Here is a 16,169-nt window from a genome sequence, read left to right on the forward strand (position 1 = left end):
TGTGCTTATGGTTCACTTTGAACCAGTCAAAAGATAAAAAAAGAGATCACCCGGCTTGATGATCTCCTTTTCTTCCAAAATTAGCTTTCATAAAGCTCTTTTTTAATTTTATTTTTTACATCATGGATAAACTGCATCTTATTATCCCAGCATTTTTGACTCAGATCGACTGGATATTCTTCTGGTTTGCTGATACGTTTATATTCCTCCCAGAAAAGTCCGAGACTATCCTGCACATAGGCTTGAATCGTTTGAATATCTGGATTGTCATATACAAGCTTTCCTTGTTCGAAAATCGGGACATGAAGATCCTTAGCCACAAAGTTTGTCACAAATTTGCTGATAAATGTATGCACAGGGTGGAACATTTTCAGCTTATCCTCACTATGAACATCTTCCTCTTCAAGGGCAATATAGTCACCCTCAGAATGGTGATTCAATTGATTGATGATACGGTACACACGTTTTCGACCTGGTGTTGTCACTTTCTCTGGGTTGGACGAAATTTTAATGGTATCGTTCATTTTACCGTTTTCTTCAATAGATACGAGTTTATACACTGCACCGAGGGCTGGCTGATCAAATGCTGTGATCAGTTTTGTCCCAACACCCCACACATCGATTTTGGCACCCTGAGCTTTTAAATTCATGATGGTATGTTCATCAAGATCACTTGATGCAATCACTTTTGCATCATGGAATCCTGCTTCATCCAGCATCGTTCTAGCTTTTTTAGACAAGTATGCAAGGTCACCGCTATCTAGTCTGACGCCAATAAAGTTGATGTTGTCTCCGAATTCTTTCGCTACTTTAATTGCATTCGGAATACCTGATCGGACGGTATCATACGTATCGACTAAAAAGACACAGTCTGTATGGGTTTCCGCGTATTTTTTAAACGCTGTATATTCATCTCGGTATGCTTGTACAAGCGCGTGGGCATGTGTTCCTGATACTGGGATGTTGAAACGTTTCCCAGCACGAACATTACTTGTCGCCTGGAAACCGCCGATAAGTGCGGCTCTTGCTCCCCACATCGCAGCATCCATTTCGTGCGCACGTCTTGTTCCGAATTCTAGTGCTGTCTCGTCTTCAATAATTCCTTTAATCCGAGCCGCCTTTGTTGCAATCAGCGTCTGGAAATTCACGATATTCAGTAAGGCTGTTTCGATTAGCTGCGCTTCTACAAGCGTTGCCTCGATGCGCATAATCGGCTCATTTGCAAACACAATTTCACCTTCACGCATTGAATGAAGTGTTCCTGTAAAGGACAGCCCGCTTAAATAATCAATGAAATCGCTTTTATAACCGAGTTCATCTTTTAAGTACGCTAGATCACTTTCGGTGAAGGAGAAGTCCGATAGATATTCAATCGCTTTCTCTAAACCAGCAAATACAGCGAAGCCATTGTCAAATGGAAGCTTTCTGAAGAAGAGTTCAAACACTGCCTTCTTCTCATGAATGCCGTCTCTCCAATACGTTTCTGCCATGTTAATTTGATAAAGATCTGTATGTAGTGATAAACTGTCGTCAATAAACCGATGCTCCAACTTCCATTCTCCTTCCCTTACTTAACCACTTTCGCACCAAGCGACTGCTCAAAGTGAGAAAGTGCCCACTCGTGCCCCGCTTCATTAAAACTCGCTACAGCCTTCTCGTGAATCACAAGTTCGAAGCCTTTATTGTACGCATCAACAGCTGTATGAAGTACACAAATATCGGTACATACGCCGGCTAAATGAAGCTCAGTGATGCCGCGCTCGCGCAGTTTCACTTCTAATTGAGTGCCTGCAAAAGCAGAGTATCTTGTTTTTTCCATATAGTAGACATGCTTTAAATGTTTTGACGTGTGAAATAGTGAACTTAGTTTGCCATAAAGTTCAATTCCCTTAGTGCCGCGAATATTATGGGGTGGAAATAACTTTGTCTCTGGATGATAAGGGTCTTGCTGTTCATGATGATCGACTGCAAAGACGACAAAATGTCCTTCTTCCATAAATGAAGATGTGATCTCTGTGATCTTAGACTCAATCGCTTGTCCAGGCTTTCCACATGTCAACTTTCCATCGTCTGCAACAAAATCAACTGTATAATCAATACAAATTAATGCTTTGCCCATCCGCATCTCTCCCATATGCTCTTTTGACTCATTATATCCTATTCATTTCACTAGGGAAACCTATTCAACAGATTCGTGAGAAAAAGCCTTCTGAAACAGCTCATCTTCAATATAGATATGCTCTTGATTGACCGCATTTGGCATCTCTACCACAAGACCAAAAGGAGAATGTGCCTCATGATGATTCACCACTTTAAACAAACATCCAGCGGCATTAGCCATTTTCACATATTGAGAATAAGAAGCATAGGACAACTCACCATTTAAAAGAACAGTCGCCTGACGGGTGGCCTTCAATACTTGTTCGACCTCCTGATATGGTTTACTTCGTGATACCTGCCCCTTTGTCAAAGCAAGAAGCGCTCGCTCTCTTAATGAGCCGAGAAACATTCTTCGTTCATCTGGTTTTGTTTCAGCATGTCCAAACATCCCCTGCTGCAAATAAAAGTCTACGGATTCTTCTTTCATCGCTGTTTTTCACTCCTGGTTTCTTAATTTACATTTCTGTGACCCAGTGCACAATCTTTAGTGCAAGCTCACGTGCTTCGTCTGTTTCTGCTCTGTCTATTAAGGATTGCTCGAGCGTATGGATCAACTGCTCTTTTTCATCCTCGTACGCAATGGAAATACTCCATTCAATATCTGGTACGGCAACAAGCGTTTTATATTCTTTTTTATTTTCATGTAAATATACATTGTAGGTCTTTGGTTGCCGGCTTGTGATGTGTGCTTTTCTAATTTTCATTTGACTCTGTTCACACCTCTTTTTTCTTCTTACATCCATATCCATTGTACCATAAAAAAAGACAGCTTCTGAAAAGGAATTCCCTTTCAAAGCTGGCTACGCATTGAAGCTTTTTTGCTGACTAATAAGATTAGAATCCCAAACAAAAGTGACGTTTGGACTGTTACAAAATTGGACGAGGTCCCCTGCATTATACGTACCTGAACCACCGGCGGAGTGATCAACACTTTTTGGTGAAATGGCAAAAACATCACCGAAATGTGCCGCCCCATTTCCGTAAACACGTTCTATATGAATAGGCCCAACAATCGCTGGCATCTTTCCACCACCTTTACTACCCTCATCATATGCCTAAGAGAAAAATACGTGTATATTCAACATAAAAAAGACAGCTGATAAGTGGTCATCAGCTGTCTTACTATGCATTAAATGATTGAGGCTGACCAAACAATGTGAAGTCCCAAAGCATCGTCGCATTTGGATCACTTGTAAGAGACATATAATCACCTGAATTAAAGGCTCCCGCCCCGCCAGTAGAGTGGTCTACAGCTAAAGGGGCAATGGCCAGTACATCACCAAAAGTAGTTGCACCGTTTCCTCCTACTGACTCGATATGAATAGGTCCAACGATTGCAGGCATCAGAATCTCCCCCCTATCTGCTTATGTCAATCATCTTATGCAAAAAGAGGATAGTTGTGCATCTGCCCTATACGTTTAAATGCTGTTCTTTACGAGACCGCTGACGCAGCTGAACCAATCTGACAATATTCAGGGTGATCGCTTTGAGCAGCGCATAGACAGGGACTGCAAAGATCATGCCAAGGATTCCGCCAAAGCTTCCGGCTCCAATTAACAGCAGGATAATGGTCAAAGGATGTGTGTTAAGGCGTTTCCCAATGATCAATGGAGAAATCACATTTCCATCAATTTGCTGCACGACAAGAATCACAATCACAGTCACCACTGCTTTTCCAGGCGAATCAAGAAAAGCAATCAGCACAGCTGGTGCCGCACCGAGATATGGTCCAAGGTATGGGATCACATTTGTGACCGCTATGATAATACCGAGAATAAGCGCATATTTCACACCAATTAATAAGTATCCAATAAAACATGCCACTCCGACAAATAAACAGACCACAATCTGACCCTGTATGTAAGCCGCAAGTGTGTCGTTTAATTCTTTAAAGATCTTCAATCCTTCCTTACGGTAAGGCATTGGCAAAAATTGAACGAGCTTGTCCGGAAACTTATGCCCGTCTTTCAGCATATAAAACAAAATGAACGGAACAGTGATGACGGCTAAGGCAATATTGGCAATGACACCAAACACCGCAGACATGCTTGCGGCAATATTTTCCGGTAAAGCTTTTAATGTCGAAACGATTGTCTGTTCAAATTTTGAAACAGACACATAATCTTGGTTCATCATCCAAGTAAATGTTTTGGAATGAGAGAAATCATTGATAAATTTCTGCATGTCCGTCACATAACCAGGGAAGCTTTTGAGAAGTCCACCGACCTGCGAGACAATCACCGGTCCAGCAGCATTCACGATGAATGTGATGAGCCCAATGAACAGGAGGTAAATGATCAGGATAGCAAGTGTTCTCGGAATTTTCTTGGACAAAAACCGAACAATTGGATTAAAGATGAAAAAGAGAATACCTGCCAGCAAGATCGGGACAAACAGTGTTGATGCAAATAAAATAATCGGCTGAAATAAAAACGAAACCTTTGTTGATACATAGACAATGAGTAAAACAAGTAATATTTGGAATGTCCAAAAATGAACTTTAGATTTTAACAAAGATGCTCCTCCTGTTACGTATTGATCTTATTAAAAAACTACTATTCAACCCACCTTCTGTCAACTGCTTCTTATTTTAGAACCTCATTTTTTGAAAAAAAAAAGAACAATTGGTATATCATGCACTTTTTCAAGATATACATTCTATAAGCATGAAAAAAGCAGACACCTATGCGTCTGCTTGTTACACTCTTTCACTGTGATCAGGCATCACCGATACGATTTGTTGGATCCTCACGTAAAAAACTGATTTCGCCCCTGCCTCAATGACAATATGATCCGGCATGACTTCCTTCAATTTCCCGCGCACCGTATCTTTCACTGTTTGCACAATTAATCTCATACCAACCACTTTCTGCAATGTTTGATAAACATATGGATCAACTAATGAAACAAGCTGTGGACTTCCTTGTTGTGCCATCCTACCTGCCCCTTTACTTGTGTATTTACCCACAGCGTATGCATTGACCCATGTGAATGTCACTCGCAAATCTATAACTATATTACCATTTTTTACCATTTTATATTTTTTTACAATTTATAGGAGTATACTAGATTGGTGCTGCCCACAACTTAAATCTTTTGAAGAGGTGAATTATCTTGAAAAAATTATTCTGTATCGTTGCTGTCATGCTCTTTCTCTCCTCTGCAAGTTATGCGTATGCAGGCACAATTGGAGATGCACCCGGTACACCAGGAAAGTGGTTTAAAGGAGAAGAGCCAGTTCAAAAAGACGAGTCAAAACCACCACTTGTTTTTGTTCACGGCATTAACAGCTCCTCCTCCACATGGTCCGATCGAAACGACATGGCAAAACAAGCAGTTGTGAACGGATACGAAAGCGCATTCATAGATTTACACCCAGATCAGGACATCAAAAAGAATGGTAAACTATTAGCAGAAAAATTAAAAGAAATCTATGATGTATTTGGTAGAAAAATGATTGTGATTGGTCATAGTAAAGGCGGGATCGATACACAGTCCGCACTTGTGTATTTCAATGCCCATCCATATGTGGAAAAGGTCATCACACTTGGCTCCCCTCATTACGGGACACCGCTTGCGGATCTAGCGTATAGCAAGGGCGGGAGCTGGCTCGCGAAGATTCTTGGACAAAAAAGTGATGCTCTTTATTCTTTGCAAACCGGTCTCATGGCGGCTTTTCGAAGCGAAACCGACCAGCTGGAGACATATCCTAATAAGTATGTCACTTACTCTGGCTCTGAATGGGGAACATTTGGCGGGGTGCTGTATTTAGGCGGCATGTATTTAAAAAGCTTTGGTGCCAATGATGGCGCTGTTACAGTAAGCAGCACAAGACTATCGTATGCCAACAATATTTTAACGGGAAAATGGGATCACTATTCAATCAAAAACGGCACAAGTATGTTCCCTGTGTTCCAGCATCAGTTGCTGGCAAATGTCTCAGGTGCTGAAAAGAAAAAAGAAACGGAACAAGAACCCGTTTCTGCTGAGCTGAATACTGATATTTATGTGAAAGGCGGAGAAAGTGAAAAGGATAAAACAGAAGCGTTTTATGTAGAGGAAGGAACGAATGGCTTATCGATTCAGTGGTTAAATGAAAGACAGGAAACGCAGCCCGAAATCATCGCCCCAAATGGAGACGTCTTAACAAACCTTAAGACATCGGAAGCATCTTTCCCGTATGAAGGCGCATTTTCACACCATGTGCAAATCAATAAACCCGTTCCTGGAGAATGGACGATTCGATCGAACTCAGGAAAAAAGGCTCCTTATTTACTGCTTGTGTCCTTTGATTCACCATTGAATGAAGAAATTCAAGCAGCTGCATCGAATTCAGGAGATGCATCGACCCATTCAAGCGGTCTGATTAAACGGTTAAGCAGAACAGTGGAAACCACTTACTTTAAAGATGCAAAAAAGGATCACCCTTTGAAAACAAGTACTTCATCAGCCGTTCAATTGAAAAAAGAAGGTGCTTATTCTGTCACGGTGAACTACACCGGCCTTACTGAATCAGGTACATCTGCATTTAACCGTACCGTGATTCGCACATTGTATGTCGATCAGCACGGAACGATTCATGGAGACATTCCCTACTAAACAGAGCGTTTCATCGGCTGAAGTGCCTGCTGCACTTTCTGATCCAATTCAGCCATTTTTTTCATTGCCAATGATTCATCTATTTGTCTGTAATGATGATGTCCGCCAGGCTCTTCATCCATTTCATCTGCTTTCTTCACTATTTGCTGGAGTGTGTCCTTATGCAGGTCGCCCTCTGGCAAATATGAATCAGTATGAAGCAGAATCGCAAGTGCAATATCTTTGGCTGCTTTTGGTTCCTCTCCGAGCCGTATGAGCAGTTTATGAGCCCGCTCTGCACCTTTAATGGCATGAATATCATTTCGTCTATATGTCTCGTAATCCCATTCTCCACCGGCTGTATACCATTCATAGTGACCGACGTCATGCAGGAGTGCTGCTTTCACAGCTAAGTCTGGGTTAATTCCAGCCTGCGTCGCCAGCTTGAATGCATGATAAGCACAAGCAATCGCATGGGCTTTTCCTGAACGATTTAAATACTTCTGAGCAACTGGATGGGTGTAAACATCCATTAATGTAACCTTTCTCATGGAAACCCCTCCTTATCTATATTTTTAGCATCCTAACATATTCTGAAAAGAAACTCAAATGTTCTGTCATATTTTCTATGAGTCTCGATATTAGCTTATGACAAATCAGCCGTTTTTGCTTGTACAAGACGGAAAAAAGCAGTCGCTATGACTGCTTTTTTCCATACTCACGTGCATCATATATTACTCCGCCAGCTGGATCATCCGCTAAGAGATCAAGCAAAATACCTGCGACTTCACCTGGACTCTTTAGTCTGCCTGTTTCATATAATTGCTGAAAACGGTCAATCTGTTCGAAGTCCTGTTTTGATGATTTTCGAATCTCCCCCTGCATACCTGTATCAATCGTGCCTGGGGAAAATGAAAACGTGTTAATTGGATACGCCTCATCTTTTTGTTCCTCATGCAAAGTCCTCATAAACATATCAAGTCCTGCCTTTGAGCTGCAATACGCACTCCAGCCTTTATAAGGATTTTTCGCCGCTCCAGAAGAAAGGTGAACGATCGTTTTCTTTCCGCTATATGATTGGGCCTGCTTAGCAAAAACATGACTCAACAAAACGGGGATGATCAGATTCAACGTATAATGCTGATGAAGCATATCCTGACCGCCTTGCCCCACACGTTTAATAGGTGTCACCATGCCGGCATTATTGACGAATAAAATCTCATCAGCAGCTGCCAGTGTTTGCTGCGTGAGGCTATCTTGTAGCCATTTGGCAGCGGCTTTCTCATCTGTCAGGTCGACCTGTGTATGTGTAAGTTTCGGATGAGAAATTGGTGACGCGCTTCTTGCTGCCGTGTACACATGATCTCCTCGTGAAAGCAGGCGGTCCACAAGTGCTAGACCAAATCCTTTTGATCCGCCTGTAACGATTGAAATTCGAATGACAATCTCCTCCCTTGATAACCCTATTTTACGTAGGGAAACGGTATGACATCAAGCAATCTGCATAAAGAAAAGCCTGGCTCTTTTAAGAGACAGGCTATTTCTTTTCAGCCTTCACGTTCACCTTTGGAATCAGGATGAACATCACGAGGATGCCAAACACGATCAAAAAACCAAAGATGATCGGAAGCAGCGTTGATGTCTGTTTCTCATGATCCTCGCTAGAAGGTGCTGACACAGCCGCATCACGAAAAGAGATATTCATCTCTTCCATCATGCGAGCTGAATTTTTGGGCGGGTTTTCTTTTAAATCACTAAAAAGCTGTGGTGAAAGAGACCCTCCAGGGGTTTTAGGCGGTTCAGCAAAATGAATGTCTGTTTTAACAGTTGATGTCTTTTTGCTTTGTTCGTATTTCGTTTGATCTCTCAATATACTCGAGTTTATATTGAGTTCTTTTTCCTGATATTCATTCGGCTTGACATTTGTATCCGTATCTTCACCAGCAGCAAAAGCAGCAGGAATAAGGAGAAAAAGGGACATGACACCAAGTGCCATCCCTTTCACGAACAGATTAAGCCTCATGAGTCACATCACGTTCCTCCGTTTTATCTTTCCATAGCTTTGTCACAAGCGGTATGGCCATGAAGAGGACAGTTAAAATCACTAACCCTATAACGCCCATTCCAAAGTGATCTCCATCTCCATATTGGATGGACAGGTACACATCTGTCACTGGATTTGTAAAATGGAAATTCGGCATCACCAAATCAATTAATGGAGCGACAAAGAAGAAAATAAGCGCCGTTGCTGCCATCCATCCGGCAATTGATCCAAAAAGAAAAGCCGTGCGAATAAAGGCGGAACAAGCCACCAATAGCAAAATCGTGAAAATGGACCATTGAATCGCTTGATCATCTGCAAGCTTGTAAATGTTCAGTCCAAACAAGCTGATCATGAGACCGACCAACAGATTTAAGATGCCAAACAATGCACCTTTGACAAGCATCGGAGCTGCCGAATAATACGAGCTGAAAAAGCCAATTAACAAACTGCTGATCATTACAATGACCAAAATAACCACTGGCGGCACAGTCTGCGTTTTTTCTTCCGGTACATCGCCGCTGATTTTCAGCGGATTAGCTAAGTGGTTATACACATAGTTGCTGTTCCCTTGATCGCTTAATGTGTTTCCTAAAATACCCTTTAAATCTTGCTGAACAAGCTTCGTAGAGTTAACATTCTTGCTCCAGTTTTCATTCAACGTATCTGCTTTTTCTTGAACTGTTGTGACACTCTCTTCAATGTTATTCGTATAATCTGCTACCCCTTTTTGGCGGTCTGTTAACGAACTCATATTTTCAGAAAGACGAAGCACTTCCTGACCAATTGAATCCTGAGCACTGACAACAATTGAACTGCCTGCAAGGTCTGCCGTATACACTGCATCGCCTTGATCAGCCATTTGCTCAGCTACATTGTCCGCACTTTCAGAAATTGTGTTTAATTCCTGCTCCATGCTTGCCTGCTGAGTCGAAATGTATTCCGCATAGCCATCTGAAAACTGCTGCATCTCATCAATAAAAGAAGACACATCATCGTTTGACGTCAGCATTTGATTTTTGAGCGTATCCCAGTTTTCTGTTTCCTCTTTTTTGATGGAGAGGATGGATTCGATTTCATCTGGTTTGGTATCGACCAAAGATGAAGGCTCCTTCTTTGGATAGAAGCTTTTAAGTAATGCTTCATACTGTGCTAATTCATTTGAATACTTTAATAATTCAGATGCATTTTCTGAATTTGTATTAAAACCCTCAAGTTTATCCATTTTCGATGTATATTGATTTAATGGAGATTGAGTTGTAACTATACGCTCTAATTTTCTTGTAATAGCAGATTCTTGTTTGATAATGGATTTCTTTATATCGCTTATGTTTTTATTGTTGCTAGTTTCTATTCTTATTATTTTTTCTTCTAGTTTGTCTATTTTTTCTGTTAAAGATTTTAATTCTTTACTCAAAAGATCAACTTTTCCTTGTAATTGATCATTATGAGCTGTAGTTTTCTCCTCAATATTCTTTTTCACTTCTTCTAATTTTAGGGATAGTGCTTTTAGTTGCTCTTTTGATTGAACTGACGTTGATTTGGTTTCCCCAGTTTGTTTTGGATTTTCTTCACTATTTTCTGGAGTAGGTGTTATCGTTTCTTCATTTTCTGACAACTCATCTGCCACTTGATTTATTTCTGTTGAGATTTCAGTTAATTTCATAGTCTCTTCTTCAAGATCTATTTTCAAATCGTCTGTCGAGTCTTGAGGGTCTTCATCTTGATTATTCGAATCCTCATTCGAATTCTCTGAGGGTTTCTCTGCATTCAGCAGTGCCTTTCTTGAAGATTTCAATTGCTCTTGCAACGGAGTAATTTTATTCCCTATGTATGCAAGATATTGAGCTTCATAATTACTAATCAGTTCTTCCTGAGACGCCTTTACAAGTTCCCTTAACCCCGTTGATTGCTTAGGAATAGCGTCCTCTCTTGACTTTTGAACAGATTGGATGGCGCTGTCCGTTGTGTTTAGCTGACTTTGTACTCCGTTGATATCTGTTTTTAGTCCGCCCATTTGATCACTAAAGCTGCGGGCATTTTGGTTTTGGATATCAGCTAGCTGTTTGAGCCCTTGCTGGATTTGTTTTTGGTTTGTCGATTGCGCTTTGATCAAGAGGTCCTTTTGTTTATCTTGATACTGCTGGTATTGATCGACTACTTTTACAAAGTCCTTTAACTGGTTCTTTGCTTCTTCTGTTGTAGTCAGACCGTCTTTATACTGTTTCTGCGAGTCAGTCATCGCATTTTTTAATTCTTCTATTTGTTTCTTCTGTTGCTGAACGGCGTCTGATAGTTTGTTTGAATTCGGCTTATAGAAGTTATACATCGTGTTTTGGAATTCGACTTCTTTCCCGACAATATGTTCAAACTCTTCTCTGACATTGCCGATTTCCTGTGATACAAAACTCCAATATAACGTCGACATTTGTTCGTTCATTTTTTTCTGCGCATTTTCCAGCTCTCTTTGCACTTTTTCTTTATTGACTGAATTGAGCTGGTCTTGAATAGAAAATTGAATAGATGCCTTTTCAGGATGATCTTTATCATAGCTCAGCACATTTTTTGAGAAATCAGACGGAATATAGAGGACAGCGTCATACTTTCTGCTTTTCAGTCCATTTTCTGCTGCACTGCGATTCACTACGGTCCATGTATAATCTGGACGCTCTGATAATGCTGCCACGACATCCTGTCCGAAACGAGCGGTGTTTTCACTTTCGCTCGCTCCCATATCCTCATTGACCACAGCAATATTACGCGTGGCATTCTTTTTCTGTTTTGCGGGGTCATCTCCAATGAGGTGGAAAAATAAAACCGGCAGAACAAGAATTAATATCATGGTGGATACAATTTTGATGGAGCTTTTTTGCTGCTCTGTCATTGAACACTCTTCCTTTCTACCGCACATAAAGGAACCTGGATTTTCTTCTCTTTCCCGTTTTCAACCAAATATCCGAAGCCTGGCTGAATGTCTGGTTCTTGTCTTGCATACGGAAGCGGTATGATGTTTTGCTCTGATTTTTTCATGAGTAACATGGCATGACGTACTTGTTTGATTTCGTTTGTGAGTGCATCATAGCCTTTACTGAATTCAGTATGATTCCCTGATGCGATCAGGCTAAAGCCTAGGTGTGCATAGGACTTCATGAAATCAGCCAATTGATCTTGAAGACGCGGATCGATCGTCTGCTGAAAACGCGTAATGCCATCGATCACAAGCACAATTTGAGGAAAGGACAGCTGATCAGTCTCTCCCCGGCGTACTGCTTCGACATACATCTCTTCCCGCACCTTAAACAAGCAGTCTATATCCTCAGCCCATTCGGTGATATCATCCTTTGTTTCAAGGTAATCAATACTCTCTTCTTTTGCATAATGAGATAGACCCCGATCAATCGAATCAAAGACGGCCAGTTTCTCAGGTTTTGCAGCTAAAAGCTGATCAAGCATCAGCTTCGTCACATTTGTCTTTCCTCGCTGCGTTTGACCGATGATGAGGCAATGTTTATTCTTTTTCAAGTCAAAATAAACAGGTGCCACAGATTCCTCATCTAATCCGACTGGAATGTCATAAGGCGGTTTTTGTTCATCTAAACGACTCTCAAGCTCCCAAACTGTCAGCTTATCAGGAAGCATCGGCACAGGCTTTGGTTTTTCAGATGCTTCAAAGCGGTCATGAAGAAGCTGTATCTCTTGTTTCAAATGCTCAAACAGTTCGAGATCGTTCTCTCCTTCAACTGGCAAGAACATTTGTGCAAAGTAAAGCTCTTCTTTGTTGATAATGACTCGTCCTGGTATCGGCTCTAAGCTGAATTTCGGTCTGCCAATAATTGAGTACGCCTCTCCTTGATCCATTAAATAATGGACGACCTTTGTTTTCAGGTTGTTCATAAGAGATTGGCGGACTGCGTTTACCCGAGTTGCTGTAATCAAGAAGTAAATTCCTAATGATTGTCCATCACGGCTGAGTTGGATAAATTCAGATTCAAGTTCATGCATTTCGTCTTTGACAATGTCAAAGTTGTCGATCACGATGAAAATGAACGGGAGCTTTTTCTCATTTAAGGCGTTGTACATTTTAATATGACTCATTTCTTGCTGCCTGAATAACCGCTTGCGGAATTCCACTTCTTCCCGCAGACGTGTCATTGATTTTTGAATCTTTCTCATTTGATCCATTAAGAAATAATCCGCCGTGTGCGGTAGCTTGGCTAACGGAAGCAATGTCCCGTTTCCGAAGTCATAAATATACGCATGCCATTCTTCAGGTGAATATCTTTCCGCAAAGCTCATGAGCAGTGTTGTCGCAGCAAGTGATTTGCCGTAGCCGGAGGAACCAAAGATACCAATGTTCCCATCTTCCATCATTTGATAAGAAAGTGGATGCTGGCTTTGCTGATCTGGCTCATCGACAAGCGCAAAATGGAAGACATGCTCTTCACTTGACGCATAACGTGTTTTGGGAATGCGTTCTTCAAGCGGTGGAAGCCATGGACTTGGAAGCTTCTCAATTCCAAGCTCCTGCTGCATACGTTCAATTTCATCTACAACAGCAGAAATCTCCGTCACTGTCTCTTTTTTCACTGCTGGCTCTGTGCTCACCCCTGATAATGGAATGAGGCCAGTATCTGTCACGATGGCAATGTCATCTTCTGATCCGTAGCCATCTTCCATATATGGTGCACCGCTCCAAGCGGACTGGAACAATTCATAGATTTCATTGTTCCCCACTTGTAAATACCCGCGGCCTGTAACGGTAATAGACGCGGCATCACTATTTTTCAAAATTTCCTTACTGTCTGACGCATCTTGTACTTTTAGCGCCACCTTAAAGCGGGAGTTACTCCAAATCTGATCATCAATGACTCCGCCTGGCTTTTGGGTAGCCAAAATGAGGTGGACTCCGAGACTTCGGCCGATACGTGCAGCACTGACAAGCTCTCTAATAAAGTCTGGCTCTTCACTTTTTAGTTCAGCAAACTCATCAGAGATTAAGAATAAATGAGGCATTGCCTGTTCAGCCTTTTTCTCCTTGTAGAGCTTCGTATAATCATTGATGTGATTCACATGATATTGATCAAATAGCCGTTGTCTTTTCTTCAATTCACTTTTAATCGAGGCAAGCGCTCTTTCACTAAAGTTCTTGCTGCCTTCAATATTGGTGATGGTGCCAAGTAAATGAGGAATATTTCGGAACGGCTGCGCCATTCCGCCTCCTTTATAGTCAATCAATAGAAAAGCAACTTCATGTGGATGAAAGTGTACAGCGAGCGATAAAATGTACGTCTGTAAAAATTCACTTTTACCTGATCCCGTTGTTCCCGCTAACAAACCGTGCGGGCCGTGTGCTTTCTCATGCAGGTTCAAGTCGACAATGTCGTTTTTCCCTTTATATCCGATTGGTACAGATAAAGATTTTGCCGTTTCCGATGTGAGCCATTTTTCACGAATGGCAATATCGTCTACCTGTTTGGCATGAAAAAGATCAAGGAAGGAGACCGTTTCTGGAATTGAGTTGGTCATGCCAACTTGATGATCTAATGTTCTCAGTGTTCTGGCAAACAGTTCATTGTCCCCGCGCTCATGTGTATCAAGCTGAAATGGGATTCGGACGGCTTTCTTATGCTGAATGAGAATATCTCCTTCATCTTCGTTAATATAACGGACAAGCGTTGAAATATTTTCAGCCAAGCTTTCCTTTGTTTCAGCAGCAAAAATAATGGAGATGCCAAGGTCTGTCCGGCTGCCTTCTAAGTATTCTAAAATCACATGTTCTGCAATAAGCTCGTGATTTGTCACGATAAACACAAAGTGAGGTGTAAAGATCTTCTTCTCTTTTTCCTCTTCTAAATCACGCTCACGTAAAATTTCATAAATCGAGGACAACAGCTGATCGCGTGTTTGTTCGTTGTAAATAAACCCTTTGCCGTATGTATGAGGCAGCTGGAAGTGCGGAAGCCATTTCATCCATTCCCAATTCTCATACTCCTGTTCATGAAAGATAAAGACGAATCTCAAATCGTGATAGCTGTGCGAGAAAGCAAGCTGTCCGACAAGCTGATGCAGCTCCTTTTTCACAATGGCTGGCTTTCCAATCAATCCTGTTGGACCGTCCGCTAGACCGAATGTAATCGGTACATCCTTTACTTCACGATAGACATTTTGCATGTGCTGCGTTTGTTCCATTAAGTCATCAATGTCACGATTGGCCATATCGCCGCCGCTCATCGATAATTCATAGCTTGATGGAACGGCGCCCGTTCCAAGACGTAGCTGCAAGAAGTCATCACTCACAAGCGTTTTTTCCCATATTCGCCCGCTCATTTCTGACGTTAAGTACTTCATTTGTTCAAATGACGGATAATGATATGTCAGAATATATTGCTGACGATCATAGAGCTCTTGCAGCTCTTTTCGCTTATTTTCTAAGTAAAGGGAATAGACTCTCTGCCGTTTCTCTTCCCGTCTTTTGCGTTGTGTTTTCTCTTTAAAGTATTGAACGGACGATGTGATTAAGGTCATGATAAACATCGCCATCGACACGACAATAAAGATCCCGCGCGGCTGGACAAGAGCGACAATTCCCATCACAAGGAGCATCACAAGCGGCGGGAGGACAACAAGCCAAAGCCCTCTGCTATTATTTTCACTCTCCTGCGAAGGAAAGCTAAAGGACACCCTGTCATCTGGCAGATCATAAATCAAACGTGGTGTTCGTCTATATAAAGGGTATTTTTGCTTTGTTTCTGTGCTTGGTGGTCTTGTTTTTTCCAAACGTGTTTGAAATGGTTCATATGCAGTCACCTGCAATAAATCATCATCTTTCAATGTCACCGTTAGAAAGTTCCAAAACAGCTCATCCCCAGTATAAATCTTCTCTGGACCGTGAATTCTTTTCCCGTTCACATAAATCGTTTCTTCTTGAGGCATGACATACCAAGTGCCTTCAATTTTTTCCAAAGTAAACTGGCTGGCCTCTTGAAACATGGCATGTGCTTGTTCTTTCCACACATCAGTCTCATCTTTTTCTTCACGTGAAAAAGACAGCTCGACTCTATTTCCTAGGTAATAAATGTGTTGATCATGATGTGCTTCCATTAAAATAAGTGTAAGTGTACCAAGCTTATATGGTTCATGTGGAAGTAATTTGCCTTTCTTCTCTTCACCCTGATAAATGGAGAAGCCATCATTCGCTTCATCGGGAGATAAACGGATGACTCCTTCATGAAATGAAAGTGAAGGGATTGTCACCGTATGCTCTATTTCAGGTCCAATCACAGCTTCTCGATTAAACTGCTCATCTAAACGGACGGTTTGATAATCCTCCTCATAAAAAACCCAAAGAAGACTCAAACGCTCCACCTCCTCATGGGACAGCACCAACTG

Annotated in this window: 14 protein-coding genes; 1 reads left to right on the plus strand and 13 read right to left on the minus strand. The window is 41.5% G+C overall.

The window, feature by feature from the left end; all coding sequences use genetic code 11:
• Positions 1–80 precede the first annotated feature (80 nt).
• The 8 genes from C5695_RS15885 to C5695_RS15920 form a co-directional block, all read right to left on the minus strand.
• Positions 81–1,550, minus strand: a complete 1,470-nt coding sequence (locus C5695_RS15885) for a nicotinate phosphoribosyltransferase (RefSeq protein WP_117731534.1) — start codon at positions 1,548–1,550, stop codon at positions 81–83.
• A 17-nt stretch (positions 1,551–1,567) separates the two neighbouring features.
• Positions 1,568–2,119, minus strand: a complete 552-nt coding sequence (locus C5695_RS15890; protein WP_117731535.1) for a cysteine hydrolase family protein — start codon at positions 2,117–2,119, stop codon at positions 1,568–1,570.
• A 60-nt stretch (positions 2,120–2,179) separates the two neighbouring features.
• Positions 2,180–2,587 carry a YueI family protein gene (locus C5695_RS15895; RefSeq protein ID WP_117731536.1) on the minus strand — a complete coding sequence of 136 codons (408 nt, stop codon included), beginning with the start codon at positions 2,585–2,587 and terminating at the stop codon, positions 2,180–2,182.
• A 28-nt stretch (positions 2,588–2,615) separates the two neighbouring features.
• Positions 2,616–2,864, minus strand: a complete 249-nt coding sequence (locus C5695_RS15900; RefSeq protein WP_117731537.1) for a YueH family protein — start codon at positions 2,862–2,864, stop codon at positions 2,616–2,618.
• Between the two features lie 96 nt (positions 2,865–2,960).
• The gene (locus tag C5695_RS15905) at positions 2,961–3,182 is read right to left on the minus strand and encodes a spore germination protein (protein ID WP_117731538.1); all 222 of its coding nucleotides are present in this window, start codon (positions 3,180–3,182) and stop codon (positions 2,961–2,963) included.
• Between the two features lie 100 nt (positions 3,183–3,282).
• Entirely contained in the window at positions 3,283–3,504 is a 222-nt protein-coding gene (locus C5695_RS15910; RefSeq protein WP_117731539.1) for a spore germination protein, read from the minus strand.
• A 67-nt stretch (positions 3,505–3,571) separates the two neighbouring features.
• Positions 3,572–4,675, minus strand: a complete 1,104-nt coding sequence (locus C5695_RS15915; protein ID WP_117731540.1) for an AI-2E family transporter — start codon at positions 4,673–4,675, stop codon at positions 3,572–3,574.
• A gap of 184 nt (positions 4,676–4,859) precedes the next feature.
• On the minus strand, positions 4,860–5,096 hold the full coding sequence (locus tag C5695_RS15920; protein WP_003213721.1) for a YuzF family protein: 237 nt from the start codon (positions 5,094–5,096) through the stop codon (positions 4,860–4,862).
• A 179-nt stretch (positions 5,097–5,275) separates the two neighbouring features.
• Here C5695_RS15920 and C5695_RS15925 point away from each other — a divergent pair, with 179 nt between their 5' ends.
• Positions 5,276–6,760, plus strand: coding sequence for an esterase/lipase family protein (locus C5695_RS15925; protein ID WP_117731541.1), 1,485 nt, complete (start codon positions 5,276–5,278; stop codon positions 6,758–6,760).
• Here C5695_RS15925 and C5695_RS15930 read toward each other — a convergent pair.
• From C5695_RS15930 to essC, 5 genes are all read right to left on the minus strand, one after another.
• Entirely contained in the window at positions 6,757–7,290 is a 534-nt protein-coding gene (locus tag C5695_RS15930; protein ID WP_117731542.1) for an HD domain-containing protein, read from the minus strand. The two genes, C5695_RS15925 and C5695_RS15930, sit on opposite strands and share 4 nt — an antisense overlap.
• A gap of 145 nt (positions 7,291–7,435) precedes the next feature.
• On the minus strand, positions 7,436–8,179 hold the full coding sequence (locus C5695_RS15935) for a (S)-benzoin forming benzil reductase (RefSeq protein WP_187441866.1): 744 nt from the start codon (positions 8,177–8,179) through the stop codon (positions 7,436–7,438).
• 97 nt (positions 8,180–8,276) lie between these two features.
• A complete protein-coding gene (gene essA / locus C5695_RS15940; RefSeq protein WP_117731544.1) occupies positions 8,277–8,762 on the minus strand; it encodes a type VII secretion protein EssA in 486 nt (161 codons plus the stop codon).
• The gene (gene esaA / locus C5695_RS15945; protein ID WP_117731545.1) at positions 8,752–11,664 is read right to left on the minus strand and encodes a type VII secretion protein EsaA; all 2,913 of its coding nucleotides are present in this window, start codon (positions 11,662–11,664) and stop codon (positions 8,752–8,754) included. Before esaA ends, essA begins: the two co-directional genes overlap by 11 nt.
• Complete coding sequence (essC, locus tag C5695_RS15950; RefSeq protein ID WP_117731546.1) at positions 11,661–16,136, minus strand: type VII secretion protein EssC; 4,476 nt, start codon at positions 16,134–16,136, stop codon at positions 11,661–11,663. The genes esaA and essC overlap by 4 nt, the downstream gene beginning before the upstream one ends.
• Positions 16,137–16,169: the final 33 nt, after the last annotated feature.

Origin of the sequence: Bacillus pumilus, assembly GCF_003431975.1 — a bacterium.
GTDB classification, from domain to species: domain Bacteria; phylum Bacillota; class Bacilli; order Bacillales; family Bacillaceae; genus Bacillus; species Bacillus pumilus_N.